Source organism: Erwinia piriflorinigrans CFBP 5888 (genome assembly GCF_001050515.1).
GTDB lineage: Bacteria > Pseudomonadota > Gammaproteobacteria > Enterobacterales > Enterobacteriaceae > Erwinia > Erwinia piriflorinigrans.
The window spans coordinates 55,729-79,652 of sequence record NZ_CAHS01000016.1 but is presented as its reverse complement, the minus strand read 5'-3'; the positions used below and the strand labels follow the sequence as shown (position 1 = coordinate 79,652).

The 23,924-nt window shown below is 52.0% G+C and carries 21 protein-coding genes; 15 read left to right on the top strand and 6 right to left on the bottom strand.

The window, feature by feature from the left end; all coding sequences use genetic code 11:
* Positions 1-918 precede the first annotated feature (918 nt).
* A complete protein-coding gene (gene hmpA / locus EPIR_RS12680) occupies positions 919-2,100 on the bottom strand; it encodes an NO-inducible flavohemoprotein (RefSeq protein ID WP_023655821.1) in 1,182 nt (393 codons plus the stop codon).
* A gap of 335 nt (positions 2,101-2,435) precedes the next feature.
* Between hmpA and glyA the strand changes: the two genes are divergently transcribed.
* Positions 2,436-3,689: a serine hydroxymethyltransferase gene (gene glyA, locus EPIR_RS12675; RefSeq protein ID WP_048697556.1), complete on the top strand. Its 1,254-nt coding sequence runs from the start codon at positions 2,436-2,438 to the stop codon at positions 3,687-3,689.
* 549 nt (positions 3,690-4,238) lie between these two features.
* Here glyA and EPIR_RS12670 read toward each other — a convergent pair.
* Together EPIR_RS12670 and csiE are read right to left on the bottom strand one after the other, a co-directional pair.
* Positions 4,239-5,903 (bottom strand): GmrSD restriction endonuclease domain-containing protein, encoded by a 1,665-nt coding sequence (locus EPIR_RS12670; RefSeq protein ID WP_023655819.1) that lies wholly within the window; start codon positions 5,901-5,903, stop codon positions 4,239-4,241.
* Between the two features lie 380 nt (positions 5,904-6,283).
* Positions 6,284-7,552 (bottom strand): stationary phase inducible protein CsiE, encoded by a 1,269-nt coding sequence (gene csiE, locus EPIR_RS12665; RefSeq protein ID WP_023655818.1) that lies wholly within the window; start codon positions 7,550-7,552, stop codon positions 6,284-6,286.
* 137 nt (positions 7,553-7,689) lie between these two features.
* On the opposite strand from csiE, the gene EPIR_RS12660 reads away from it, so the two are divergent.
* Both EPIR_RS12660 and EPIR_RS12655 read left to right on the top strand, forming a co-directional pair.
* Positions 7,690-8,334 (top strand): DUF1007 family protein, encoded by a 645-nt coding sequence (locus EPIR_RS12660; protein ID WP_048697554.1) that lies wholly within the window; start codon positions 7,690-7,692, stop codon positions 8,332-8,334.
* Positions 8,325-9,314 (top strand): nickel/cobalt transporter, encoded by a 990-nt coding sequence (locus EPIR_RS12655; protein WP_023655816.1) that lies wholly within the window; start codon positions 8,325-8,327, stop codon positions 9,312-9,314. Before EPIR_RS12660 ends, EPIR_RS12655 begins: the two co-directional genes overlap by 10 nt.
* A 53-nt stretch (positions 9,315-9,367) precedes the next feature.
* On the opposite strand, the gene suhB is transcribed toward EPIR_RS12655, so the two are convergent.
* The gene (gene suhB, locus EPIR_RS12650) at positions 9,368-10,171 is read right to left on the bottom strand and encodes an inositol-1-monophosphatase (RefSeq protein ID WP_023655815.1); all 804 of its coding nucleotides are present in this window, start codon (positions 10,169-10,171) and stop codon (positions 9,368-9,370) included.
* 263 nt (positions 10,172-10,434) lie between these two features.
* Here suhB and trmJ point away from each other — a divergent pair, with 263 nt between their 5' ends.
* The 5 genes from trmJ to sseB all read left to right on the top strand — a co-directional run bounded on the left by trmJ (position 10,435) and on the right by sseB (position 15,529).
* Entirely contained in the window at positions 10,435-11,160 is a 726-nt protein-coding gene (gene trmJ / locus EPIR_RS12640; protein ID WP_048697551.1) for a tRNA (cytosine(32)/uridine(32)-2'-O)-methyltransferase TrmJ, read from the top strand.
* Between the two features lie 158 nt (positions 11,161-11,318).
* A complete protein-coding gene (iscR, locus tag EPIR_RS12635) occupies positions 11,319-11,816 on the top strand; it encodes a Fe-S cluster assembly transcriptional regulator IscR (RefSeq protein WP_023655813.1) in 498 nt (165 codons plus the stop codon).
* 138 nt (positions 11,817-11,954) lie between these two features.
* Positions 11,955-13,154 carry an IscS subfamily cysteine desulfurase gene (locus tag EPIR_RS12630; protein ID WP_023655812.1) on the top strand — a complete coding sequence of 400 codons (1,200 nt, stop codon included), beginning with the start codon at positions 11,955-11,957 and terminating at the stop codon, positions 13,152-13,154.
* A 202-nt stretch (positions 13,155-13,356) separates the two neighbouring features.
* A complete protein-coding gene (gene pepB, locus EPIR_RS12625) occupies positions 13,357-14,649 on the top strand; it encodes an aminopeptidase PepB (protein ID WP_023655811.1) in 1,293 nt (430 codons plus the stop codon).
* Positions 14,650-14,749: 100 nt separating this feature from the next.
* The gene (gene sseB / locus EPIR_RS12620) at positions 14,750-15,529 is read left to right on the top strand and encodes an enhanced serine sensitivity protein SseB (protein ID WP_048697547.1); all 780 of its coding nucleotides are present in this window, start codon (positions 14,750-14,752) and stop codon (positions 15,527-15,529) included.
* A gap of 47 nt (positions 15,530-15,576) precedes the next feature.
* Here the strand turns inward: sseB and sseA are convergent, their stop codons facing one another.
* Positions 15,577-16,437: a 3-mercaptopyruvate sulfurtransferase gene (sseA, locus tag EPIR_RS12615; protein ID WP_023655809.1), complete on the bottom strand. Its 861-nt coding sequence runs from the start codon at positions 16,435-16,437 to the stop codon at positions 15,577-15,579.
* Between the two features lie 207 nt (positions 16,438-16,644).
* A complete protein-coding gene (locus EPIR_RS19200) occupies positions 16,645-16,773 on the bottom strand; it encodes a hypothetical protein (RefSeq protein WP_277302533.1) in 129 nt (42 codons plus the stop codon).
* A gap of 88 nt (positions 16,774-16,861) precedes the next feature.
* On the opposite strand from EPIR_RS19200, the gene ndk reads away from it, so the two are divergent.
* From ndk to EPIR_RS12580, 7 genes are all read left to right on the top strand, one after another.
* Positions 16,862-17,293: a nucleoside-diphosphate kinase gene (ndk, locus tag EPIR_RS12610; protein ID WP_004159115.1), complete on the top strand. Its 432-nt coding sequence runs from the start codon at positions 16,862-16,864 to the stop codon at positions 17,291-17,293.
* Positions 17,294-17,462: 169 nt separating this feature from the next.
* Complete coding sequence (rlmN, locus tag EPIR_RS12605; protein ID WP_023655808.1) at positions 17,463-18,632, top strand: dual-specificity RNA methyltransferase RlmN; 1,170 nt, start codon at positions 17,463-17,465, stop codon at positions 18,630-18,632.
* 85 nt (positions 18,633-18,717) lie between these two features.
* A complete protein-coding gene (gene pilW / locus EPIR_RS12600) occupies positions 18,718-19,449 on the top strand; it encodes a type IV pilus biogenesis/stability protein PilW (protein WP_023655807.1) in 732 nt (243 codons plus the stop codon).
* Complete coding sequence (rodZ, locus tag EPIR_RS12595; RefSeq protein WP_023655806.1) at positions 19,439-20,470, top strand: cytoskeleton protein RodZ; 1,032 nt, start codon at positions 19,439-19,441, stop codon at positions 20,468-20,470. The genes pilW and rodZ overlap by 11 nt, the downstream gene beginning before the upstream one ends.
* 39 nt (positions 20,471-20,509) lie before the next feature.
* A complete protein-coding gene (gene ispG / locus EPIR_RS12590) occupies positions 20,510-21,631 on the top strand; it encodes a flavodoxin-dependent (E)-4-hydroxy-3-methylbut-2-enyl-diphosphate synthase (RefSeq protein ID WP_023655805.1) in 1,122 nt (373 codons plus the stop codon).
* Between the two features lie 231 nt (positions 21,632-21,862).
* A complete protein-coding gene (gene hisS / locus EPIR_RS12585) occupies positions 21,863-23,140 on the top strand; it encodes a histidine--tRNA ligase (RefSeq protein ID WP_023655804.1) in 1,278 nt (425 codons plus the stop codon).
* Between the two features lie 37 nt (positions 23,141-23,177).
* The gene (locus EPIR_RS12580; protein WP_023655803.1) at positions 23,178-23,798 is read left to right on the top strand and encodes a YfgM family protein; all 621 of its coding nucleotides are present in this window, start codon (positions 23,178-23,180) and stop codon (positions 23,796-23,798) included.
* Positions 23,799-23,924: the final 126 nt, after the last annotated feature.

Sequence of the window (23,924 nt, the reverse complement as noted above, 5' to 3'; positions counted from 1 at the left end):
TTGATTTATAGTTAAAAACCCATGATGTTAAATTAATTATTCTTAATGATGACGATAAAGTAGTTAGAAAACATTGTCTTATTAGGAATGGCTTATGCACTGGATTTTTCACTAATTAGCAATGTTTTTTCTGGTTAATAAGTGAAATTACTTATTTCATAGTGTAACCGTTAGCATGGCTTTCTTGCGGTTATCATCACAGAAGTTTTAACGATGTAACGGCCCATTATGCTTTGGGGTTAGTCGCATTTATTAGCGATTTGTGAAGGATCAGCCACAAAAAGAGCGCTTCATCCCGATTTACGGGGAGAGGATTTTAGGTGAGTTAATTGATCCCCTGGGCAATTCTTTTCATCAATAGTGATTTCTCTTGTGTGTTTATTGAAATAAAGTATTACATTTTTATTTGCGGTGGTTAATAGGACAGTTAAGTTCATTTTTTAAAGTGTAAAGAGTTGATAAACGAACAAAAAGGCCACGTGGTGGCATATTATTTTATTTGAGGGGAAAAGATGGTGTTATCATCTTCAAGTTGAAAAAATGTGATGAAGGGGTGTTTTATTTTGAGTTGGCTCTGCTTTGCAAAAATTAATCTTAATTGATTAAATTACCATGATTTATTTTCGGAGTTTCCTTATTCCAGGTTTTTAAAATGATTATGAAATAAATGTTCTTAACGTTTACAGAGGGTATTTTTATTATTTTGCCGCCCGATGAATTATCTATAAACCTATCAAGTGCTTAAGACCACAATGACGCTCGCGAGCTTATACCTGCACCAGAAAATAGATAGCGTTGCCGATATTCAAACAGGCCACCCTACCTTCCCGCCTTGGTGACCTGTTCTTAATATCTTTGATCGCTCCAGGGAAGCGCCACGAGCTTCTGCTGGCCTTTTGCTGAAAAACACAGGATCTTCTACAGGGTTTTATGCGGCCCGAACACCTCATAGTGGATGCGGTTTTTATCGGCGCCAAGCCGCAGCAGGCTCTGCTCCACCGCTTCCATAAACGCCAGCGGGCCACACAGATAATAATGCATCGTTTTATCGCTAAGACTCGACTCCAGCGGCATCAGGTTGATGAGTCCCTGGTGGTGATACTTCCCTTCATCCTGATCCTGAGGATGCTGATACCAGATCTGCTGGGAGAATGCAGGCAGCCGTGTCCCCAGCGCGTTGACCTCTTCCGCGAAAGCATGAGTTTGGCCATTTGCCGTGGCGTGCAGCCATTGCACTGAGGCGGGATGTCTGTCCTGTGCCAGCTTATGCAGCATCGCCAGCATCGGCGTCAGACCAACGCCGCCGGAAATCAGCGTCACTGGCGTTTGTGCGTCGATATCGATAAAGAAATCACCCGCCGGTGGCGACAGATGTAAACGTGCACCTGGCTGTTGCTGATGCAGCCAGCCTGACAGGGTACCGCCCGGTTCATGACGCACGGCAATGCGATAATCACGACCGTTTGGCGTACGCGTCAGGGAATATTGACGAATTTCCTGATTTTCAAACGATGGGTCCTTCACCCACAGTGCCAGATACTGCCCCGGACGATAGTCAGCTACCGGCTGACCGTCGACGGGCGTTAGCACAAAGCTTTTAATCAATGAGCCCTGTGGAATGACTTCACTGATAACAAATTCGCGCTGACCGCGCCAGCCGCCATTTTTTGCCTCCGACTGCTGATAAATCTGCTCTTCACGCTGTACGAACACGCCGGCCAATACGCCGTAGGCATTACCCCAGGCAGTCAGAACGTCGTCACCGGGATGCAGCATCTCGTCAATGGTCGCCAACAGATGCTCACCGACCACGGCATACTGGGCGGGGCTGACAGCAAAGGTGGTGTGTTTTTGCGCGATCTTTTCCACCGCCGGGCCAAGTGCCGCAAGATTTTCCAGGTTGCTGGCATAAGCCGCGATGGCATTGAACAGCGCAACGCGTTGATTGCCGTTACTCTGGTTGCTCATATTAAAGATATCTTTCAGCTCGGGGTGATGGCTGAACAGGCGTTGGTAGAAATGTTCAGTAAGGCGTGGCCCCAGTTCTGCAACGGCGGGAAGGGTGGATTTAACAATGGCAATGGTTTGGCTATCCAGCATTTTTGGCTCCTGCGTACGGAAATTATAAGGTGTATTTTAGATGCATCTTATAGTGTTTAAAGATGCATTGTAAATGCACTTATTATATTCAGGGGTATATTCTTTGATTGCTTACACCAGCCGGTGAAAATCATGCAACGGGTTAATGAGGAAAATTCCGCCAGCAAATCCTTGCGATAAAGTGTCACTAAGCCTTACCGGCTCTGGGGCCAATCGTTTGCGTAAAAAGGCTGCCGTTAAGCTATTCAACGGGTGGGAAAACAGTTTACACTGTGGGGATTACAGCCCGTATGCGGGTCATACCTTTCGAAAGTCAGTTGAGTCAGGAGATGCAGATGTTAAAGCGTGATATGAAAATTGCCGATTACGATGCCGATTTATGGCAGGCGATGGAGCAGGAGAAAGTGCGTCAGGAAGAGCATATTGAGCTGATTGCTTCAGAAAACTATACCAGCCCTCGTGTCATGCAGGCTCAGGGATCTCAGCTGACCAATAAATATGCTGAAGGCTATCCGGGCAAGCGCTACTACGGTGGCTGCGAACATGTGGATATCGTTGAGCAACTGGCTATCGACCGCGCTAAAGAGCTGTTTGGTTCTGACTACGCCAACGTGCAGCCGCACTCAGGTTCGCAGGCTAACTTCGCCGTCTACACCGCGCTGCTGCAACCGGGAGATACTATTCTGGGCATGAACCTGGCTCACGGTGGTCACCTGACACACGGTTCTCCGGTTAACCTGTCCGGTAAGCTGTATAACGTCATCCCTTACGGCATCGACGAAACCGGTAAAATTGATTACAACGAGCTGGCCGAACTGGCTAAAAAGCATCAGCCAAAAATGATCGTGGGTGGCTTCTCTGCCTTTTCCGGCATATGTGACTGGGAAAAAATGCGTGAAATCGCCGACAGCATCGGGGCTTACCTGTTTGTGGATATGGCACACGTTGCAGGTCTGGTTGCTGCTGATGTTTATCCTAACCCGATACCTCATGCTCATGTCGTCACCACAACCACCCATAAAACGCTGGCAGGCCCACGCGGTGGCCTAATCCTGGCAAAAGGCGGTGACGAAGACCTGTATAAAAAGCTGAACTCAGCGGTCTTCCCTGGCAGCCAGGGCGGCCCACTGATGCATGTTATCGCCGGTAAAGCGGTAGCGTTCAAAGAGGCGATGGAGCCAGAGTTCAAAACCTACCAGCAGCAGGTGGCGAAGAACGCCAAAGCGATGGTGGAAGTGTTCCTTGAGCGTGGCTACAACGTGGTTTCCGGCGGTACGCACAACCATCTGTTCCTGCTGGATCTGGTAGACAAGAACCTGACCGGTAAAGAAGCGGATGCGGCCCTGGGCCGTGCTAACATTACCGTTAACAAAAACAGCGTGCCTAACGATCCGAAGAGCCCATTTGTCACTTCCGGTATCCGTATCGGTTCGCCATCGGTGACCCGTCGCGGCTTTAAAGAAGCTGAAGTCCGCGAACTGGCTGGCTGGATCAGCGATATTCTCGACAATATCAACGACGAAGGCGTGAGCGAACGCGTGAAGAAACAGGTGCTGGATATCTGCGCCCGCTTCCCGGTTTACGCATAAGCGAGCTTTACCTCGTCACGAGGGATATCAGTCCTCCGTGAAGATCACATACAAACCCCATGCTATTACGTGGGGTTTTTCTTTTGTTGTCAGTCTTAAACCACTTGGTGATTGAGCTTGTAAGGCTCTGGCCTGAAGGAATCCTGGGTAGGAATATCTCCTCTTACCCACCACAAGATAAGAGGAAATGACCAACATGGGTTTCTACAGGAGTTCATAACGCTGTGTTCTGGCGTTGCACATACCCCCGGTGTGGACACCGAAGTACTGATTTAAAATACTTCGGGACAAGGTAGATAAAGAGTAGTCCGAACGATTGGCATTCTGTGCAACATGAAGGTGATCTTCGTTATGTGGTGTCGGTCATCACCGACTGGCCGATCAACTGCGTTGGCGAACGGCTACCGTGGCGCGCAGCTCTATGCGGGGAGTCATCTCCGAGTCATCCCGTCAATTCGGTTCTGACCTTATTAGATCAAGGTCCCTGCCTCATGGACAGGACCTTGTCAGCAATCTGAGACGAGTCTTTCTCTTTTATGAGATTGACCCTCATATTTCAGGATTCAAAGCCTCATTGAGCGCTTCTGCAATTGCATCAGACCGCTTTTTAATGAATTTTTCATAGTTATTTTCCTGAATGCCAAAACTTTTCTGACCATTAATCAGATGTGAGCGAAGTGAAGATAGCAGCTTTGAGTTTCCAGTTTTTAGCTCACCAACATAAAGGCTCGGAGCTTTTGCTCTAATTTTGTTGTTAGAAGCGGCATCAATAAGAGTTATGTTGGCGATCAGATTAGCTTCCCATGAGGGGCAGTTCTTCTCAACATACTTTCTGGGGAAGAAATGGTGATAATTCCTGCTCGTGGCAATCTTCAGATTTGAATTATCAAGAATAACATCGCTATCATCATCAAGATTTCGAGGCTTGAGGGAAGCAAGCAGGCAAAGTATAGCCTTTACATTGGAATTACCTGCTGTGAACAAAGTTTCTCCAATGTCATCAGCAGATATATTAAGTTCGTCCGAAGAATACTTCGGCATTTTTTCCTTAAGAATAACATTCATTTTCTTGAGGTCTTCGGCGATTTTAGTTTCGGTTGACCCGCTGTATCGCCAGTTCAAACCAACCCAATAGAAAAACTGTCTCAGGAGTTTTGCCTGAATTTCTGTTGGTCGCTTGTTTTTATTCTTATAGAAGAAGTATGTAAACGGAACAAGCAGGGAAGCATAAGGAAGTAACTGTGAAACAGGGATATACAGCTTAGTTCTAATAAAGTCCACAGCCATGAACATGGAAGACACCATAGGATCCCAATTGGCAATGAATTTCTCTCTGCGGATTTTCAGAATATCTTTGGCTCTAATGCTGTCTACGGTAATTGCTGCCACGGCTTGAAGAACAGTAGCAGCAGGAACCGTATCAAATTTGGCCTTGCTTAAACACTTATCGTTCTCGTCACTACCATTGAGTAGTTCTTCATATTTTAACGCCAGGTCAAAACCTTTTGCCTCATCATAGGTCATGGCGACCATGATCTCAAAGAGGGTTAGAGGTCTGCCGCCTGTGTTGATTCTGGAGAAAATATCACAAGCGATGTCTATCGGATAATCCTTGATTGTGATAGTGGCAAAGTCGTATGTTGTTAGCTTGGTCTTATATTCTTCAATAAGTTCTGATTTATCTTCACCATACTGCTTGAACAACTCTCCCATTTTCCGGTTGAGAAGATCATATACTGAGATATAAACTTTTTTTTCGTCTTTCTGGCTCGTTACAATTTGTTCATCATTTGACGAGTCATAGTCAAGGTTCACATAAATGTCCCTGTAGTTGATTTCCTTCCCATCCTTTGAAATTCGAATCCCCTTGCGAATAGCATAAAGGGAAGTAATCCGTTGCTGCCCATCTAAAATATATTGTGCATAGTCACCCTTGGGGGTTTCAGGCAATTTATGGTTGCCAATATTCTTCACCGATCTTAGAGCTTCCCTTGTCTTCCAGAAAATGAAAGTCCCAATGGGGTAGCCTTTCAAAAGGCTGTCAATCAGTTTGGCACTCTGTTCTTTGTCCCAGACAAATTCCCGCTGGAACATAGGCAACTTTATTTGCCCAGAATCAATTTCAAGAAATAGTGCTTCATACTTCTTGTCGACATTTTCCGGCCGTAAAAGCACCGTCGGTTCCTTTTGGTCTGTATGAGCTTTGGTTGCCACATCTAATCCTTTGTTTTATGTGATTTTTTGTTATCTAATGACTTTTATCAAGGGGTTTGCTTTCCGTGTGACTAAATGACAGTACCAAATAGTCGATCACTTTGAGGGTGCTCTAGTCCTGACAGAGCGATACAGATCATAGCACCAATACCGCGTGACGAAGGATGTCTGATGCAGAAACCATTCTAAAAGCGCGAAACAACGGGGATTCCCGCAAACTGACCGCCATGTTTTTGCACCAGAGCAAAGTCCCGGCCTTACGACCAGCACTTTGTCAGTATAACCTCATTAAGTAAGTTAGCCGTTTGCCCCGTGCGTAAACTGCTCGTGCAGATACCGGAGTGCATCCTGAATTTTATGCCGATCGCAAAATGGCCCGGCTAAGACTCCAGCAGCGCACGGATACCGCGCTGCTGATGCTCACCCAACGGTAGCTCGGCGTGGATCAGCGGGGGAGAATAGAGCGGAAGCGAGATGGCATATGGGCTGATGACCAGCGTAATGCCCGGCGGCGCGCTGTCACGCTGAAAGTCGTTAACATCCTGATATTTGATATTGAGCGGCAGCAGCGTCAGTTCACGTAACTGCTGCTCAATATGGCGTTCAAGCTGCGGATTTATACCCGTCAGCAACAGCACCTGTTTCTCGTGCAGGGCGTTTTCCTGTACCAGCCATGCACCAAAAATAATCGCTATCAGTTCCATCTCACCATGAGAAAACGTGACCTCGTACTGCTGTTGAAAAGCGCCCATCGCCTCACGCGTGGTGCGCAGCAGGCGTGGATAGTCTAAGGCGACATTATTTTCTGCCAGATTGTCATTGATACCGATGGCGAACAGCGCCCGCTCCAGCGCCTGTGCCAGGTGCGTATACAGGCGCGCAATAAGCCCCGGCCTATGGAGAAAATCAATACCGGCGATTTGCTGAAAACGCGCAATCGAAAACTCAACTGCCTGCAGCAGGGAGCGCTCATTTTCGCTAGTCACCCCTTTCACTACCGGAGTATGCAGCTGGCTAAACAGCAGAGTCAGTAACATAGCCTGATGATCGTCAGCCTGATAGCCACGTTTTTGCCAACAGCGAATAATATCTTTAGCCAGTGCATACTCCGCTTTACCTGACAGCCACCGCTGTTGCCGTGAGCTGAACTGCGGCTGACAGTGCCATGCAAGAGAGTACTCTAGCCAGATTTGCAGAAAATGGCGGTCACGCGCACTAAACTCGCGTGCCAGTCGCTGTGAACAGTGCTGGATTAATATCCTCAGATTATGTGCGTCATACAGGGCTTTATCGACGGGCTGCGTCACTAGCCTGCGCCTGATGGCATCAACAAACCAGGTGCCGACAAACTGTGGAGACTGTCGCAGTGCCCGGCGTAAGCCGTGAAGCAGGCACAGCTGCTGATTCAGCGACGTCCCGTTGAGATGTAAGCGGCCCCGATCATCTGGCTCAATGATCAGATGATAGCACTGGATTTCTGCTGTCAGCTCCGCTATATCTTGTCGCGCCAGGGTGAGATCGACACCGTTTATCTGGCAAACCGACTCCAGCGTTACGCTGTGGTCGGGTAGGCTGAGCATTAACAGCAGGCGGCAGCGGCGCTGTGCAGTGGAGAGGGCAGCACTTTCAGGTAAATAGACACTCGTCATCTGCGATCTCAGTAGCGGTAGATGTATTAAGCATAGTCTCAGCGAATGGCTCAGTGACCCGGCCGGGCGGTTTTATTCAGAGCTTATAAGGCAGGTCACAAAAAACAGTCGATGATTATTTGAAACAGGATTTGATTTTGTTACATTATAACAAATTGGCGCTCAGGTTACTGTGGCTGGTGACTGTGGCTACGCCAGCAGTCTCGGCGCATCCGCATAGTTTTATCGCTATGCAGACTACGCTGGTCCATCAGGAAGGGCAGCTTTCCGGGTTAAAAATGCGCTGGGTGATGGATGAAATCACCTCTGCCGACCTGCTTTATGATGCGGGTAAAGCGCAACCTGACTCGGTGGTGTGGAAAAAGCTGGCGGCTGAAGTGATGGCCAACGTCCTCGTTCAGCACTATTTCACCGAATTCTGGCATCAGAAGCAGCCGATCAAGTTTGACAAGATGCCTAAGCAGTATCAGCTGTCGCGTCAGGGACATAAGGCGGTGCTGGAATTTATTTTGCCGCTGGCTCATCCGCAGCCCCTAAAAGGCCAGCGCTACACGTTTTCCACTTTTGACCCAACTTACTTTGTAGATATGTATTACGATTCTGAAAAAGATTTAACCCTACCGCCGGAGCTGGCCTCGCAGTGTCGGTTCCAGTTGCAGACTCCGCAGCCCGGTGCATCGGTAAAGGCCTATGCACTGGCGCTTGATAAAGCCGATGCGCCGACGGACGAGATGGAGCTGGGTCGTCAGTTTGCTCAACGGGTGACGCTGATATGTCAGTAAGTGCGCTAATCATTCGTCGCTACCGCGTGGTGTTTCTGCTTCTGTTGCTGGCGATGCTGGTCGCCGGCGGGCTGCTGGTTTGGCAATGCTGGCCGCAAATACTCTGGCAAAGCGCTCTTTGGCAAAAAGAGTTGCACCGTCAGATGATCCAACTGTTGCAACAGGTCGCCAGTCATCCGCAGCAGGCGGGGTTAGGGTTGGTGGGATTTAGCCTGTTTTATGGCATTTTGCATGCCCTGGGGCCGGGGCATGGCAAGGTGATCATCACCACGTTCCTTGCCACTCATCCGACGAAAATGAAAACCAGCCTGCAACTGACGCTAGCAGCCGCATTGGTACAGGGCTGCATCGCCATTGTACTGGTTACGCTGGTGCTGGGCGTGCTCCAGCTTTCTGCTCGTCAGCTGCATATCAGCAGTTACTGGCTGGAAAAGGGCAGCTACCTGTTGGTTATCGGGCTGGGGTTGTGGCTGTGTTGGCGTGCCCTAAGAAAACTGACGACCCAGCTGGCGGTCAGGCCGTCACGAATGCAGATAAAGCGTATCCTGCCAGCCGGAGAGCCGCACGGCGCACATTGTGGCTGTGGCCATCAGCATGTGCCTGACGTTGATATGCTGGCGCAGTCACCGGGATGGCAGACAAAAATAGCGGTGGTGCTGTCAATGGGATTACGTCCCTGTTCGGGGGCCATTATGATGCTGCTGTTCTCCAAAGTGGTCGGCGTCTGGTTCTGGGGCGTGCTGTCGGCTCTGGTGATGGCGATGGGAACGGCGCTGACCGTCTCGGCGATGGCGTTGCTGGTGCATTTTTGCAGGAGGCTGGCGCTGCGTATCAGAGGTGACGACTCCCGGACGGGCTGGCAGATTATCGTGCTGAACGGCGTGGCATTGCTGGGGGGAGTGATGCTGGTGGCTGCGGGAGCACTACTCTGGTTTAGTGCGCAACCGGCAATATCGGGCGGCATCCGGCCCATGTTTTGACTGTCAATCGGGGCCGAACGTCTGTTTCGTTCGGCCCCGGCAGCCTGAAACGCTTAGCGTTTAAGCGCTTCGCTCAGCTCATCGCGCATATTGGCCAGCATCGCTTTCACTACGCGCGGATTGCCCGCCACGATGTTACCGGAGTGCATGTAGCCGTGAGCACCGGTGAAATCGGTGACCAGACCGCCCGCTTCGCGCACCAGCAGTTCTCCGGCGGCAAAATCCCACGGCTTCAGGCCAATCTCAAAATAACCGTCAACGCGACCGGCCGCCACATAGGCCAGATCCAGCGCAGCAGAGCCGCTGCGGCGGAAATCAGCACACTGGGTAAACAGTTTGCCGACGATGTTGATGTAAGGGGTCGCGTGCTGCTTCACCTTGAACGGGAAGCCGGTTGCCAGAATGGTGCCATCCAGATCGCGAGCGGTGCCGCCGCGCAGACGATAGCCGTTGAGCTGGGTGCCCTGACCGCGCACGGCGCTAAACAGCTCATTACGCATCGGATCGTAAACCACCGCCACTTCGGTACGGCCTTTAATGCGTACGGCGATAGAAATGCTGAAATGAGGCAGGCGTTTGATGTAGTTGGTGGTGCCATCCAGTGGATCGATAACCCATTGCACATCCTGATCTTCGCCCTGCAGCTCACCGCTCTCTTCAGTAATAATGGTGTGCTTTGGGTAAGACTTGCGGATCACTTCAATAATCTGGCGTTCCGCTTCGCGGTCAACATTGGTGACAAAGTCATTGCTGCCTTTCTGGCTGGCTTCGACGGAGTCCGGGGTTTCATAGTGCTTGGCAATTACGTTTCCGGCCTTGCGCGCAGCGCGCACGGCAATGTTGAGCATCGGATGCATAGGTAGTATCGTCTCACTGGATGTTAAAGAACGGGGTATCCGGGATATTTGCAATGGATAAGAAGCAACGCATCAACGACTGTTCGCACCGATAGATGCAAGCCAGCGAAAGCGATCTCATTGTAGCCACTGCAATTATTTCGGATTTTTATCATAATCTGATAGAAAACGGCGCGTAGTATAGCAGGGAACGTCGGTAAATGTCCTGGAAATATGCTAGCATCGACAAATTATCTCTCATACCCGGAAGACCTCTAACCCTTATGTTGCAAAATATCCGAATTGTGCTGGTGGAAACTTCTCATACCGGCAACATGGGTTCCGTTGCCCGTGCGATGAAAACGATGGGCTTAACCAATCTTTATCTGGTCAATCCACTGGTCAAACCTGATTCACAGGCAATCGCGCTAGCCGCAGGAGCTAGTGATGTGATCGGCGAAGCAAAAATTGTTGATACCCTTGATGAAGCGATTTCAGGTTGCAGCCTGGTGGTGGGCACCAGCGCACGTTCGCGCTCTTTGCCGTGGCCGATGCTGGACCCACGGGAATGCGGCATAAAAAGCGTTGAAGAAGGGCAGCACGCCCCGGTAGCGCTGGTATTTGGTCGTGAACGCGTTGGGTTGACTAACGAAGAGTTGCAGAAGTGCCACTACCATGTCGCGATTGCTGCTAACCCGGAGTACAGCTCGCTGAATCTGGCGATGGCGGTACAGATTATTGCCTATGAGGTGCGCATGGCTTTCCTGCAATCCGTGGAAACGCCGCAGGCACAGCATGATGACTCTCCTTATCCGCTGGTGGACGATCTTGAACGTTTCTATCAGCATATGGAAAAAACGATGACCGACAGCGGATTTATCCGCGCGGCCAGTCCGGGACAGGTGATGAGCAAAATGCGTCGCCTGTTTACTCGCGCCCGCCCGGAACGTGATGAGCTGAATATTTTGCGCGGCATGCTCTCGTCACTTGAGAAGCGGCAGGGCGATTAAAGCGGGGCTAAAACAGCCAAATAGTTGAGTAAATTACTAGGTTAAATAGTTGACTGTTTTACTTGGTTAAATACTTGACCAAATTACTCGGGAATGGCAGACTGGCGAACATAATTTGTTAACACCCGTACAGGGTTATCACCGAGGTTGTTTACGCCATGAGACTGACATCCAAAGGCCGTTATGCTGTTACCGCTATGCTTGATGTTGCACTGCATTCTCACGAAGGCCCGGTGCCTTTAGCTGATATTTCAGAGCGTCAGGGCATTTCCCTCTCTTATCTTGAGCAGCTGTTCTCACGTCTGCGTAAGAATGGTCTGGTAGCCAGCGTGCGTGGTCCGGGCGGTGGTTATCTGCTGGGTAAAGCAGCCGATGCGATTGCCGTGGGGGCAGTGATTACCGCCGTGGATGAATCGGTGGATGCGACCAAATGCCAGGGGAAAGAAGGCTGCCAGGGCGGCGAGCGTTGTCTGACTCACGTTCTGTGGCGTGACCTGAGCGAGCGCATCAGCGACTTTCTGAACAACATTACCCTGGCCGAGCTGGTCAACAACCAGGAGATCCTGGTTGTGGCCGACCGCCAGAACAGCAATGAAATCCGTCGTGCGCCTCATGGTCGCATACACGAAACGATTAACGTCAATCTGCGCGCCTAATCGCAGTCCCGGCGAAGCGTTCTTCGCCCGCAGAAACGCATAAAAGGCCGTTACAGGCCTTTTATGCGTTTCTGCTACCCATAAAATTTCAGGGCGCAGAAGGGCGGCAAACAGCAACCTCCCGGAGCTTAACAAGCAATGAAATTACCGATATATCTGGATTATTCTGCCACCACGCCAGCCGATCCGCGCGTAGCGACCAAAATGATGCAGTATCTCACCCAAGATGGCACTTTCGGCAATCCTGCCTCGCGTTCCCACCGCTTTGGTTGGCAGGCGGAAGAAGCGGTCGATGTGGCCCGCAATCAGATTGCTGAACTGGTTGGTGCCGATCCGCGCGAAATTGTTTTTACCTCCGGTGCCACCGAAGCTAATAATCTGGCGATCAAAGGCGCAGCCAATTTCCATCGGGAAAAGGGGCGTCATATCGTCACCTGTGCGACTGAACACAAAGCGGTGCTGGATACCTGTGCTCAGCTGGAGCATGAAGGTTTTAGCGTCACTTATCTCACACCACAAAGCGATGGCTCCCTGACCTTACAGCAGATCGAATCCGCGCTGCGTGATGACACCGTGCTGGTGACGATTATGCACGTCAATAATGAGACAGGCGTAGTGCAGGATATCGCCGCCATCGGTGAATGCTGTCGTGCGCGTGGCATTATCTTTCATGTTGATGCCACGCAGAGCGTCGGCAAACTGCCCGTTGATCTCGCAGAGTTGCCCGTTGACCTGATGTCTTTCTCCGCCCACAAAATCTATGGGCCTAAGGGGATCGGCGCACTGTTCGTCCGTCGTCAGCCGCGCATTCGTCTTGAAGCGCAGATCCACGGCGGGGGACACGAGCGCGGTATGCGCTCCGGCACGCTGCCGGTGCATCAGATTGTGGGCATGGGTGAGGCATATCGCATTGCTAAAGAGGCGATGGCTGATGATATGACGCGTATCAGCGCGCTGCGTCGTCGGCTGTGGCAAGGGATTAGCCGCATTGAAGCGGTTTCCGTTAACGGTTCGCTGGAGCAGGGCGCGGCCAACATTCTTAACGTCTGCTTCCATTATGTTGACGGTGAATCGCTGATTATGGCGCTGAAAGATCTGGCTGTTTCTACCGGTTCGGCCTGTACTTCTGCCAGCATGGAACCGTCTTACGTCTTACGTGCTATCGGGCTGAGCGATGAACTGGCGCACAGCTCCATTCGTTTCTCGCTGGGACGTTTTACCAGCGAAGAAGAGATCGATTACGCGATTCAGCTGCTGCAAAAGTCGATTGCGCGTCTGCGTGAGCACTCCCCGAGCTGGCAGGCTTTTAAAGCCGGGGCGGGTGTGCAGGCAGGTTAGGCCGAATCATCGCTGTTTGCTTAACGGGCCGGAATTTTCCGGCCCGTTTTCCTTTCCCCAGATCTTAATCGCACCCTGTGAAAACTTCCCTGACAGATTTCTGTTAGTCTGATCGGACGAATTCAACTAGCATCGTGCTGCGGCGAATCGCAGCGGCCGGGTACGCCGGCCAACATAACGAAAAATGATAAGGAGCTATGCGATGACTACCCCGATGAAGATAACTCTGTCAACCGCAGCGGCCGACCCGCGCTGGGGTGAAAAAGCCACGCTGAGCAGCAACGACCAGGGGATGACTATTCACCTGAACGGCAGCGATCCTCTGGTCACCATCCAGCGCGCCGCACGCAAAATCGACGGCCAGGGCATTCGCCTCGTTAGTCTGAGCGGAGAAGGCTGGGATCTGGAGAACAGCTGGGCCTTCTGGCAGGGTTATCGCGGGCCGAAAGGTGAGCGAGAAATAGAGTGGGCGACGTTAAGCGACGCCGCACAGCAGGAACTGAATAACCGCCTGAAGATTGTCGACTGGGTGCGTAATACCATCAATCTGCCAGCGGAAGAGCTGGGGCCGGAGCAGTTGGCCACGCGAGCCATCGACCTGCTGTGTGATATTGCCTGCGATGCGGTCAGTTATCGCATTATTAAAGGCGAGGATCTGCGCCAGCAAAATTATATGGGATTGCACACCGTAGGACGCGGTTCGTCACGCAGTCCGGTACTGCTGACGCTGGATTACAATCCGGGCGGCAACGATGAAACCCCGGTGTTCGCCTGCCTGGTGGGTAAGGGGGTCACTTTTGATACCGGCGGCTACAGCCTGAAACCGAGCGGATTTATGGATTCCATGAAGTCCGATATGGGTGGCGCAGCAACGCTGACCGGTGCGCTGGCTTTAGCCGTCAGTCGTGGCCTGAAAAAGCGCGTAAAGCTGATCCTGTGTTGTGCTGACAATATGGTGAGCGGCAACGCCTTTAGACTGGGGGATATTATTCGTTACCGCAACGGCAAAAGCGTTGAGGTGATGAATACCGATGCCGAAGGGCGCCTGGTGCTGGCCGATGGCCTGATCGATGCCAGTGCGCTTAACCCGGAACTGATTATCGATGCGGCGACGCTGACCGGTGCCGCGAAAACCGCGCTGGGAAATGATTATCACGCGCTGTTCAGTTTTGATGATGCGCTGGCCCAGTCGTTGTTAACCAGCGCGGCGGGAGAAAATGAGCCATTCTGGCGTCTGCCGCTGGCGGAATTCCATCGCAGCCATTTGCCGTCAAATTTTGCCGATCTCAACAACATTGCCAGCCCCGCGCACTCAGCCGGTGCCAGCACCGCAGCCGCCTTCCTGTCGCACTTTGTCAGTGATTATAAGCAGGGCTGGCTGCATATTGACTGTTCGGCCACCTACCGCAAAGGTGCGGTGGATCAATGGTCTGCGGGCGCCACAGGGCTGGGCGTCCGTACCCTGGCTAACCTGCTGCTGAGCCGCGCAAACTAAATCAGGGTACAGGCAAGTTCTCCCCTGTTTGTGCTTCTCCCCAGGGCAGGCCACTAAGCGGGTCTGCCCAATGTTTATCGTGATCAACCGGAACCCTTCAATGAATGACCTTAATCCGCGTCTGGAAGACGTGCTGAAACGGGCGGCAACTGAGCCGGCGCACCGCCCGGAATTTTTTGCCCTGCTGATGGAGGCCAGCGTTATCGTGCCGGGTACCAGCGCACAGCCTGAACGGGCGATTGATGCCAGCACCCCGGTCGATTTGCAGCACTGGGAAAAAGATAACGGTACAGACATCATTCCGTTTTTCACCTCGGTCGACGCGCTACAATCTGCGGTTAGTGGTGAGCAGGCGTATCTCGTGATGCCGGTGCGTACGCTGTTTGCCATGACCCTCGGCGAAACGTTGTTTCTTAACCCGAAGCTGGATAGCGGTAAAGAGTTCACGCCCCGTGAAATCACCCATTTAATGGAGGATAGCGGCAATGCCCTCAGTCAACAGACGGTGCTGGAGGGAGGGACTTCACTGCTGTTGTCGGAGATTGCTGAACCCCCGGCGCAGATGATCGATTCACTCACTCAGCTGTTTGCCAGATATAAGCCTGTGCGTCGTGCGTACATGGCGCAGATGAAAGAGGCGGCAGATCAGCCAGCCAATCTGCTGATTGGCATTGAGGCCGATGGTGACATTGACGCGATTATTCAGGCAGCGGGCAGTGTGGCAACCGATACCCAGCCCGGTGATGATCCGATTGATATTTGCCAGGTAGCAGAGGGAGAGAAGGGTATCAGCCATTTCTTTACTGCCCATATTACTCCGTTTTATGAGCGCCGCTGGGGCAGCTTCCTGCGCGATTTTAAAGTGAAAAATATCGATTAAACAGGTATTGCAGACGCTCCAGCAGCATCAACCTTTTCAGGTGAGATTCATGTCGATTGTGCATCATTCACAATCGGCAGGTCATGGCGGCTGCCCCATTCGCCCCAGGAACCGTCATACAATGCGGCGTTTGTCACCCCGAGGCTGGTCAGTGCCAGAATAACGACCACTGCGGTAACGCCGGAACCGCAGCTGGCGATCAGCGGCTGCGAAAGATCCACGCCCTGTTGGTTGAAGATCGCCCGCAGCTCGCCGGCGGGTTTTAAACGACCGTCACTGACCAGCGTGTTCCAGGGAACATTCAGGCTACCGGGGATGCGGCCACGGTGCAGACCGGGGCGTGGCTCATCCACTTCGCCATGAAAACGGTTAGCGGCGCGGGCGTCAACAATCTGTGCTCCGCCTTCATGGCTGACCAGCAGGACCTCGGTGACGCGTTTAATTTCGCCATTGCCCGGGCCAACATCAAACTCTGCTTCAGTCACATCGACCGCACCGCTGGCCAGCGGCAGCTTCGCCTGCTGCCAGCCAGCCAGCCCACCTGCAAGGATCGATACCCGTTCAACACCAAAATAGCGCAGCATCCACCAGGCGCGCGGAGCCGAAAACAGATTGCCTTCGTCGTACACCACCAGGTGCTTGTTACTGGCAACACCCAGTTCGCGCATCGCTACGGCGAAACTCTCGGCGCGGGGCATCATATGCGGATAGGGGCTGGTGTGATCGGACAGCGCTTCAATATCGAAAAACGGCGCGCCTGGCAGATGGGCCGCCAGATATTCGGCGTGAATATCACGCGTTTTCTCCAGTCCGGGAGCCAGCATACGGGCATCCAGTATCTGGATACTTTCATCGCTCAAATGCTGTGCCAGCAATTCTGCGGAAATAAAAAGAGAGGATGTTGTCATTACGGCCTCTTTGTCAGTCAGGGGTAATGCAGTGTCAGCGATCTTTTTGGCTATCACAAGGTGAGATTTATTTGTTGGCCCTGGCCGTTTTCGGCATGTTGAAAGGCATTCCTGATAAAGTACATTCGATTGGGATAGCATCAGTTTGACTCATGCTGTGGCTTTTGAATCTGCAACCGTATGATTGAATAGAACTATCCTCCTAATTCAGACAATTCCCCGGATGCTTTTCTGTTCATCTAACGGCAGGCTGCGTAAAATAGCCGCAAACGGGGGGAGGAATGCGATGCCCGATGGAATTTTCAATAAATTATTGAAACTAAGATAGTCATCCATAGCGATGCCCCCTATAATTCGCGGCCACTTTCCCGGCTCGGGACAGGTTTTTACGGCTATATTCGAAAAAAATAAAACAGGGGTCCATATGACTATTGAGCGTACTTTTTCTATTGTTAAACCAAACGCGGTGGCAAAAAACGTTATCGGTGCTATTTTCAACCGTTTTGAAAGCGCTGGCTTCAAAATTGTTGGCAGCAAAATGTTGCATCTGAGCAAAGAGCAGGCTGAAGGCTTCTACGCAGAACATCAGGGCAAGCCGTTCTTTGATGGCCTGGTCGAGTTTATGACTTCTGGCCCGGTGGTGGTTTCCGTACTGGAAGGTGACAACGCTGTGCAGCGTCATCGTGACCTGATGGGTGCAACTAACCCAGCTAACGCCCTTGCGGGAACCCTGCGCGCTGATTATGCAGACAGCTTCACCGAGAATGCGACCCACGGTTCTGATTCAGCAGAATCCGCCGCGCGCGAAATTGCTTATTTCTTCGGCGAAGGCGAAATCTGCCCACGCACCCGTTAATTCGGCTGCCTGACGGCGAAGGGGCAAATTTATTTTAGCCAGCCGCTTTAACCCTTCATAAGTCATGAGTACAATAATGCGCCCCGACAGTTTATTCTGCGGGGCGTTTCTTTTTTATTCACTCAAAAACCCAGTGCCATAACGTGTAACAACGAGGCCAGAGAACACTATGTCAGAACTTAATGTGACGCCATCGTCCGTATCACCTGAAATCGTCATCCCGAAAAAAGAAAAAATCAACCTGCTGGATCTCAATCGTCAGCAGATGCGCGAATTTTTTGCCAGCCTGGGCGAAAAACCTTTTCGTGCCGATCAGGTGATGAAGTGGATTTATCACTACTGTTGCGATGATTTCGATGAGATGACCGATATCAACAAGGTTTTCCGCAACAGGCTGAAAGAACTGGCGGAGATCCGTGCTCCTGAAGTGGCGGAAGAACAACGTTCGTCGGACGGCACCATCAAATGGGCTATCCAGGTAGGCGGCCAGCAGGTAGAAACCGTCTACATCCCGGAAAAAGACCGCGCCACCCTGTGTGTCTCCTCACAGGTAGGCTGCGCGCTGGAGTGTAAGTTCTGCTCTACGGCGCAGCAGGGGTTCAACCGCAACCTGCGTGTGTCGGAGATTATTGGTCAGGTATGGCGCGCCGCGAAAATTATCGGTGCGACCAAAGTGACCGGCCAGCGTCCGATCACTAACGTGGTCATGATGGGCATGGGCGAGCCGCTGCTGAATCTGAACAACGTCGTGCCAGCGATGGAGATCATGCTGGACGATTTCGGTTTTGGCCTCTCTAAACGTCGCGTCACGCTGTCCACTTCAGGCGTAGTACCTGCGTTGGATAAGCTGGGCGATATGATCGACGTTGCGTTGGCGATTTCTTTACATGCGCCGAATGACACAATTCGTGACGAAATTGTGCCGATCAATAAAAAGTACAATATCGAGACTTTTCTGGCGTCCGTCAGCCGTTATATCGGCAAGTCAAATGCGAACCAAGGGCGCGTGACTATTGAGTACGTGATGCTCGATCATGTCAATGACAGCACCGATAACGCGCATGAACTGGCTGCATTGTTAAAAGATACGCCGTGCAAAATTAACCTTATCCCGTGGAACCCCTTCCCGGGCGCACCTTATGGTCGTAGTTCGAACAGTCGCATCGATCGCTTCTCTAAAGTGTTGATGGATTATGGATTTACCACTATTGTGCGTAAGACTCGCGGCGATGATATCGATGCGGCCTGTGGTCAACTGGCCGGAGACGTGATTGACCGTACTAAGCGCACGCTGAAAAAGAAAATGGCGGGTGAAGCGATCTCTGTGAAGGCACTCTGAAAACTGAGTTTTTTGCACACTTAACCCTGTGGTTCTGATGAGATTGGCGTACGATAAGTTGCCAAAGTCATCGGGGATACCAGGGATGAGAACAGAGGTTCTGGCAGGCGTACTGCTGATATTGCTTGTGGGTTGTGCGGCCTCACCGCCGAATAACACACAGGTTGAAACGCGTATTCAACTGGGTCTGGCTTATCTGTCTAAAGGTCATATGGATGCGGCACGCAGAAACTTGCAGCGTGCGCTCGGCCAGGCACCGGATGATTACCGGGTTCAGCTGGCGATGGCGCGTTACCAGCAGCAGACGGGCGATCTCCGCATGGCGGAGCAACATTACCGTCGCGCCCTGACGCTGGCGCCGCAAAACGGCTACGTGCTCAATAATTACGGTGCGTTTCTCTGCGGATTAGGGCAGTATGATGCGGCACAAACACAGTTCAGTCTTGCGAGAGCAGATCCCGTAAACGGCCTGCTTGCTGACAGTGTAGAAAACTCAGGCTACTGTTTTTTAAATGCCGGTCAGCAACATAAAGCGCGTGCAGCGCTAGCGGATGCGGTGCAGACCGATCCAGCTAAGGGACTGCCTATGCTGGCAGAAGCCGAAAGGCGATTGGGAAAGGGGAGACGCTCAGAATCGCGTCTTCTGTTAGATGTTTATCAACACAACTTTCCTGTTTCTGCGGAAAGTTTGTGGTTAGAGATTCGCTTCGCCGCGCAGGAAAAACAGCCCGCTGATGTTAAACATTATGGGGCGCTGCTTGCGCAAATTTTTCCACAATCGATACAGCACCAGCATTTTTTAGCTAATGAATACTGAAGCCACTCAAGACAAATCTAACGTAAATTCAACAGGCGAGCGTCTGCGTAGCGCCCGTGAACAGATGGGACTGACTCAGCAGAATGTTGCTGATCGCCTCTGCCTGAAACTTTCCACTATTCGAGATATTGAAGAGGATAACTCGCCTGCCTCACTGGCATCGACATTCCTGCGTGGCTACATCCGGTCTTATGCTCGCCTTGTGCATGTACCGGAAGAAGAGCTGCTGCCGATGATGGCTAAACAAGCTCCCGTCAGGGCTGCCAAAGTCGAAATGATGCAAAGTTATTCACTCGGCAAACAGCGCAAAAAGCGAGACGGCTGGTTGATGATTCTCACCTGGCTGGTGCTGTTTGTGGTGTTGGGGTTGACTGGTGCCTGGTGGTGGCAGAATCATAAAGCCGCTCAGGACGATCTGGTATCGATGGCCGATCAAAATGCCTCGGTTGGAGAGGATAGCCGTCAGTCGATTCCGCTTACCGATGATAATGTCAGCAGCAGCGCCGCCAGCGGCGCACAAACTGCCATTCCTTTGGACAATAAGCCTGCGGCAGAGAACAACAGCCAGACCACGACTGCGGCGAACGACAACAGCACGCCAGCTGCCGCAGAGCCGGGCAGCCAAGTGCCAGCTTCAAACGCTGCGCCAGCGGCGAATGCGGTGTCTGATAACAAGTCGCCGGTCACCGATGCCCTTTCGCAGGCTCCGGCCGATCGCGGTGCTGCTGCCCAGTTGCCTACTGGCAGCGCAGAGATCGGCCAGCCTGCCGCTGATGCCAATGCCATGATAATGAACTTTTCGCGTGATTGCTGGCTGGACGTCACCGACGCGACCGGCAAGAAGCTGTTCAGTGGTATACAACGCAGCGGTGGTAAACTCAGTCTGGCGGGAACTGCACCCTATCGTTTGAAGATTGGCGCTCCGGCCGCAGTACAGATCGTATATCAGGGTAAACCTGTCGATTTGAGCCGTTTTATCCGTACTAACCAGGTTGCTCGCCTGACCGTAGGTGCGCCATAACGCATCTTCTCTGGTCGCGAGTGATTGTGGAGAAAGAATATGCATAACGAAGCACCCATTACCCGTCGCAAATCAAAACGCATTTACGTCGGCAAGGTGCCTGTGGGGGACGGCGCGCCTATTGCCGTTCAGTCCATGACCAATACCCGCACTACCGACGTTGCCGCAACGGTCGCTCAGATCAAAGCGCTGGAACGCGTTGGTGTGGACATTGTGCGCGTGTCCGTACCCACAATGGATGCCGCAGAGGCCTTTCGTCTTATCAAGCAGCAGGTTAACGTTCCGCTGGTTGCTGACATCCACTTTGACTATCGTATTGCGCTGAAAGTCGCAGAGTACGGCGTGGACTGCTTGCGAATTAATCCAGGCAATATCGGTAATGAAGAGCGTATCCGCACCGTTGTTGACTGCGCTCGTCATTACAACATCCCAATCCGTATTGGGGTGAACGGTGGATCGCTGGAAAAAGATCTACAGGAAAAATATGGTGAGCCAACGCCTCAGGCGCTGCTGGAATCGGCTATGCGCCATGTTGATCATCTCGACAGGCTCAACTTTGATATGTTCAAGGTTAGCGTCAAAGCGTCAGACGTTTTCCTTGCTGTTGAATCATATCGCCTGCTGGCAAAACAGATAGACCAGCCGCTTCACCTGGGCATCACCGAAGCGGGTGGTGCGCGTGCAGGGGCAGTCAAATCAGCGATTGGCCTTGGCCTGCTGTTATCTGAAGGCATTGGCGATACGCTACGCATTTCGCTGGCGGCCGACCCGATTGAAGAAGTGAAAGTGGGCTTCGATATCCTTAAATCACTGCGTATTCGTGCGCGCGGCATTAATTTTATTGCCTGTCCGACCTGTTCACGTCAGGAATTTGATGTGATTGGTACGGTGAATGCGCTTGAAGAGCGGCTGGAAGATATTATCACGCCGATGGATATCTCCATTATCGGCTGTGTGGTCAACGGTCCCGGTGAAGCCACGGTTTCAACGATGGGCGTGACGGGCGGCAGTAAGAAAAGCGGCTTCTACGAAGATGGCGTGCGTCTGCGCGAACGTCTGGATAACGACAACATGATAGACCAGCTGGAGGCACGCATTCGCGCTAAAGCCACCATCCTGGACGCAGCACGCCGGATTGATATCCAGCAGGTTGAAAAATAATTGCATAGCATTCATTGTGCCTGGCTTCTCTCGTGGGCCAGGTGTAATCGGCGCAGGCAGTTTTTGCTCTGACAGCGCAATAGCCGGAGCGTAACCCAGTTACGTCAACATTATTTACCCGTTTTAACCGCGCTTTGGTTGTTAACGTGATGAATAGTGGAGCCGGGCGCAGTTCTGGTGCAAATAATGCGTAAATCAGCCTGCGCATCACCCGATTAAAGAGAATATTTAGTGGCGAAGAATATCCAGGCCATCCGTGGCATGAACGATTATCTGCCGGCTGACACCGCCGTGTGGCAGCGCGTAGAGCAAATCCTTAAACAGGTACTGAGCAGCTACGGTTTCAGTGAAATCCGCATGCCGATTGTAGAGCAGACCCCGTTATTCAAGCGCGCTATCGGTGAAGTCACCGACGTGGTTGAAAAAGAGATGTATACCTTTGACGATCGCAATGGTGAGAGTTTGACCTTGCGCCCGGAGGGAACCGCAGGCTGCGTGCGTGCGGGTATCGAGCACGGTCTGCTGTACAACCAGGAGCAGCGTCTTTGGTACATCGGCCCGATGTTCCGCTATGAACGCCCGCAAAAAGGGCGCTATCGTCAGTTCCATCAAATTGGTGCCGAAGTATTTGGTCTACAGGGGCCGGATATCGATGCTGAACTGATTATGATGACCGCCCGCTGGTGGAAAGCGCTGGGTATTGCCGACCATGTCAGTCTGGAGCTGAACTCCATCGGCTCGCTGGAAGCGCGTGCAAACTATCGTAATGCGCTGGTTGCTTTCCTTGAACAGCATATTGAGGTGCTGGATGAAGATTGTAAGCGGCGCATGTACTCCAATCCGCTGCGCGTGTTGGACAGCAAAAATCCGGATATCCAGGCATTACTGAACGATGCCCCGGCTCTTGGTGATTATCTGGATGATGAATCACGCGAGCATTTCGCCGGGCTTTGCCATCAGCTGGATGCGGCCGGCATTGCTTATCGCGTCAATCAGCGTCTTGTTCGCGGTCTCGATTATTATAACCGCACCGTATTTGAGTGGGTGACCGACAGCCTGGGTGCCCAGGGTACCGTTTGCGCCGGTGGGCGCTACGATGGTCTGGTTGAACAGCTGGGTGGTCGCGCTACGCCAGCGGTTGGCTTTGCGATGGGGTTAGAGCGTCTGGTACTGCTGGTACAGGCAGTTAATCCAGAATTTGAACCGATGCGTGTTGTCGATGTCTATGTTATCGCTTCAGGTCATGGTGTACAGAGCGCAGCGATGCTGCTGGCTGAACAGCTGCGCGATGCGCTGCCGGAACTGAAGCTGATGACCAATTTTGGCGGTGGTAACTTTAAGAAGCAGTTTGCCCGGGCAGATAAATGGGGCGCGCGTATCGCCCTGGTCCTCGGCGAAGATGAAGTGGCGAATGAACAGCTGGTCATCAAAGATTTACGTAACGGCGAGCAGCAAACGCTGGCGCAGCGTGATGCAGCTGCCACTTTGGCGGCGCTGTTACAGCTTTAAGCCTCAAGGCGAGCACGATTTAAAGGAGTAGAATTGCGTGGAAGTGTATAGCAACGAAAATGAACAGACAGATGCGCTGAAAAATTTCTTTGCCCATAACGGCAAAGCACTGGTCGTTGGTGTGGTGCTGGGAGTGGGGGCTTTAATCGGCTGGCGCTTATGGAGCAATCACCAGGACAGCGGTTCGCGTGAAGTCTCTGCGGCCTACCAGCAGGCGACCACGGGGCTGGACGCCAGTAAACCTGCTTCGCTTGCAGCGGCAGCCAAGTTTGCCAGCGAAAACAGTAATACCTACGGTGCGCTGGCCTCGCTGGACGTGGCAAAACGTTATATTGACAACAATCAGCTGGATAAAGCGGCTGAACAGTTACAAAACGGCTTGAAAAATACCCAGGACGCGAACCTGCAGGCGGTGCTGAATCTGCGTCTGGCACGCATCCAGCTGCAGCAGAAGCAGCCAGATGCGGTATTAAAGACGTTGGATAGCGTCAAAGGCGATGGCTGGACGGCTATCGTGGCGGACGTGCGCGGCGAAGCGCTGCTCAGCAAAGGCGATACTCAGGGCGCACGTGATGCCTGGAGCAAAGGCATCGCCTCTGACGGGTCATCGTCGCTGAAAGAGATGCTGCAAATGAAAGTGAATAATCTGCCGGGCTAATACGGTCAAACATAATTTGAGTGCGGCACGACGACTTGAAGGGCAGAGGCCCGGTCATGTACCGCTTTTAGCTTGGGTTCTGTCGGCTTGAAGTATCATGGATCTGGCTCTAAAATTTGGCCTGCA

Excerpts from the sequence above, each read along its gene's own strand:
- pilW (WP_023655807.1), top strand. The coding sequence starts at position 18,718 with ATGAGAACAGAGGTTCTGGCAGGCGTACTGCTGATATTGCTTGTGGGT.
- suhB (WP_023655815.1), bottom strand. The coding sequence starts at position 10,171 with ATGCATCCGATGCTCAACATTGCCGTGCGCGCTGCGCGCAAGGCCGGA.
- iscR (WP_023655813.1), top strand. The coding sequence starts at position 11,319 with ATGAGACTGACATCCAAAGGCCGTTATGCTGTTACCGCTATGCTTGAT.
- glyA (WP_048697556.1), top strand. The coding sequence starts at position 2,436 with ATGTTAAAGCGTGATATGAAAATTGCCGATTACGATGCCGATTTATGG.
- EPIR_RS19200 (WP_277302533.1), bottom strand. The coding sequence starts at position 16,773 with ATGGATGACTATCTTAGTTTCAATAATTTATTGAAAATTCCATCGGGC.
- ispG (WP_023655805.1), top strand. The coding sequence starts at position 20,510 with ATGCATAACGAAGCACCCATTACCCGTCGCAAATCAAAACGCATTTAC.
- rodZ (WP_023655806.1), top strand. The coding sequence starts at position 19,439 with ATGAATACTGAAGCCACTCAAGACAAATCTAACGTAAATTCAACAGGC.
- ndk (WP_004159115.1), top strand. The coding sequence starts at position 16,862 with ATGACTATTGAGCGTACTTTTTCTATTGTTAAACCAAACGCGGTGGCA.
- csiE (WP_023655818.1), bottom strand. The coding sequence starts at position 7,552 with ATGACGAGTGTCTATTTACCTGAAAGTGCTGCCCTCTCCACTGCACAG.
- trmJ (WP_048697551.1), top strand. The coding sequence starts at position 10,435 with ATGTTGCAAAATATCCGAATTGTGCTGGTGGAAACTTCTCATACCGGC.
- rlmN (WP_023655808.1), top strand. The coding sequence starts at position 17,463 with ATGTCAGAACTTAATGTGACGCCATCGTCCGTATCACCTGAAATCGTC.
- EPIR_RS12630 (WP_023655812.1), top strand. The coding sequence starts at position 11,955 with ATGAAATTACCGATATATCTGGATTATTCTGCCACCACGCCAGCCGAT.
- sseA (WP_023655809.1), bottom strand. The coding sequence starts at position 16,437 with ATGACAACATCCTCTCTTTTTATTTCCGCAGAATTGCTGGCACAGCAT.
- sseB (WP_048697547.1), top strand. The coding sequence starts at position 14,750 with ATGAATGACCTTAATCCGCGTCTGGAAGACGTGCTGAAACGGGCGGCA.
- hmpA (WP_023655821.1), bottom strand. The coding sequence starts at position 2,100 with ATGCTGGATAGCCAAACCATTGCCATTGTTAAATCCACCCTTCCCGCC.
- EPIR_RS12655 (WP_023655816.1), top strand. The coding sequence starts at position 8,325 with ATGTCAGTAAGTGCGCTAATCATTCGTCGCTACCGCGTGGTGTTTCTG.
- pepB (WP_023655811.1), top strand. The coding sequence starts at position 13,357 with ATGACTACCCCGATGAAGATAACTCTGTCAACCGCAGCGGCCGACCCG.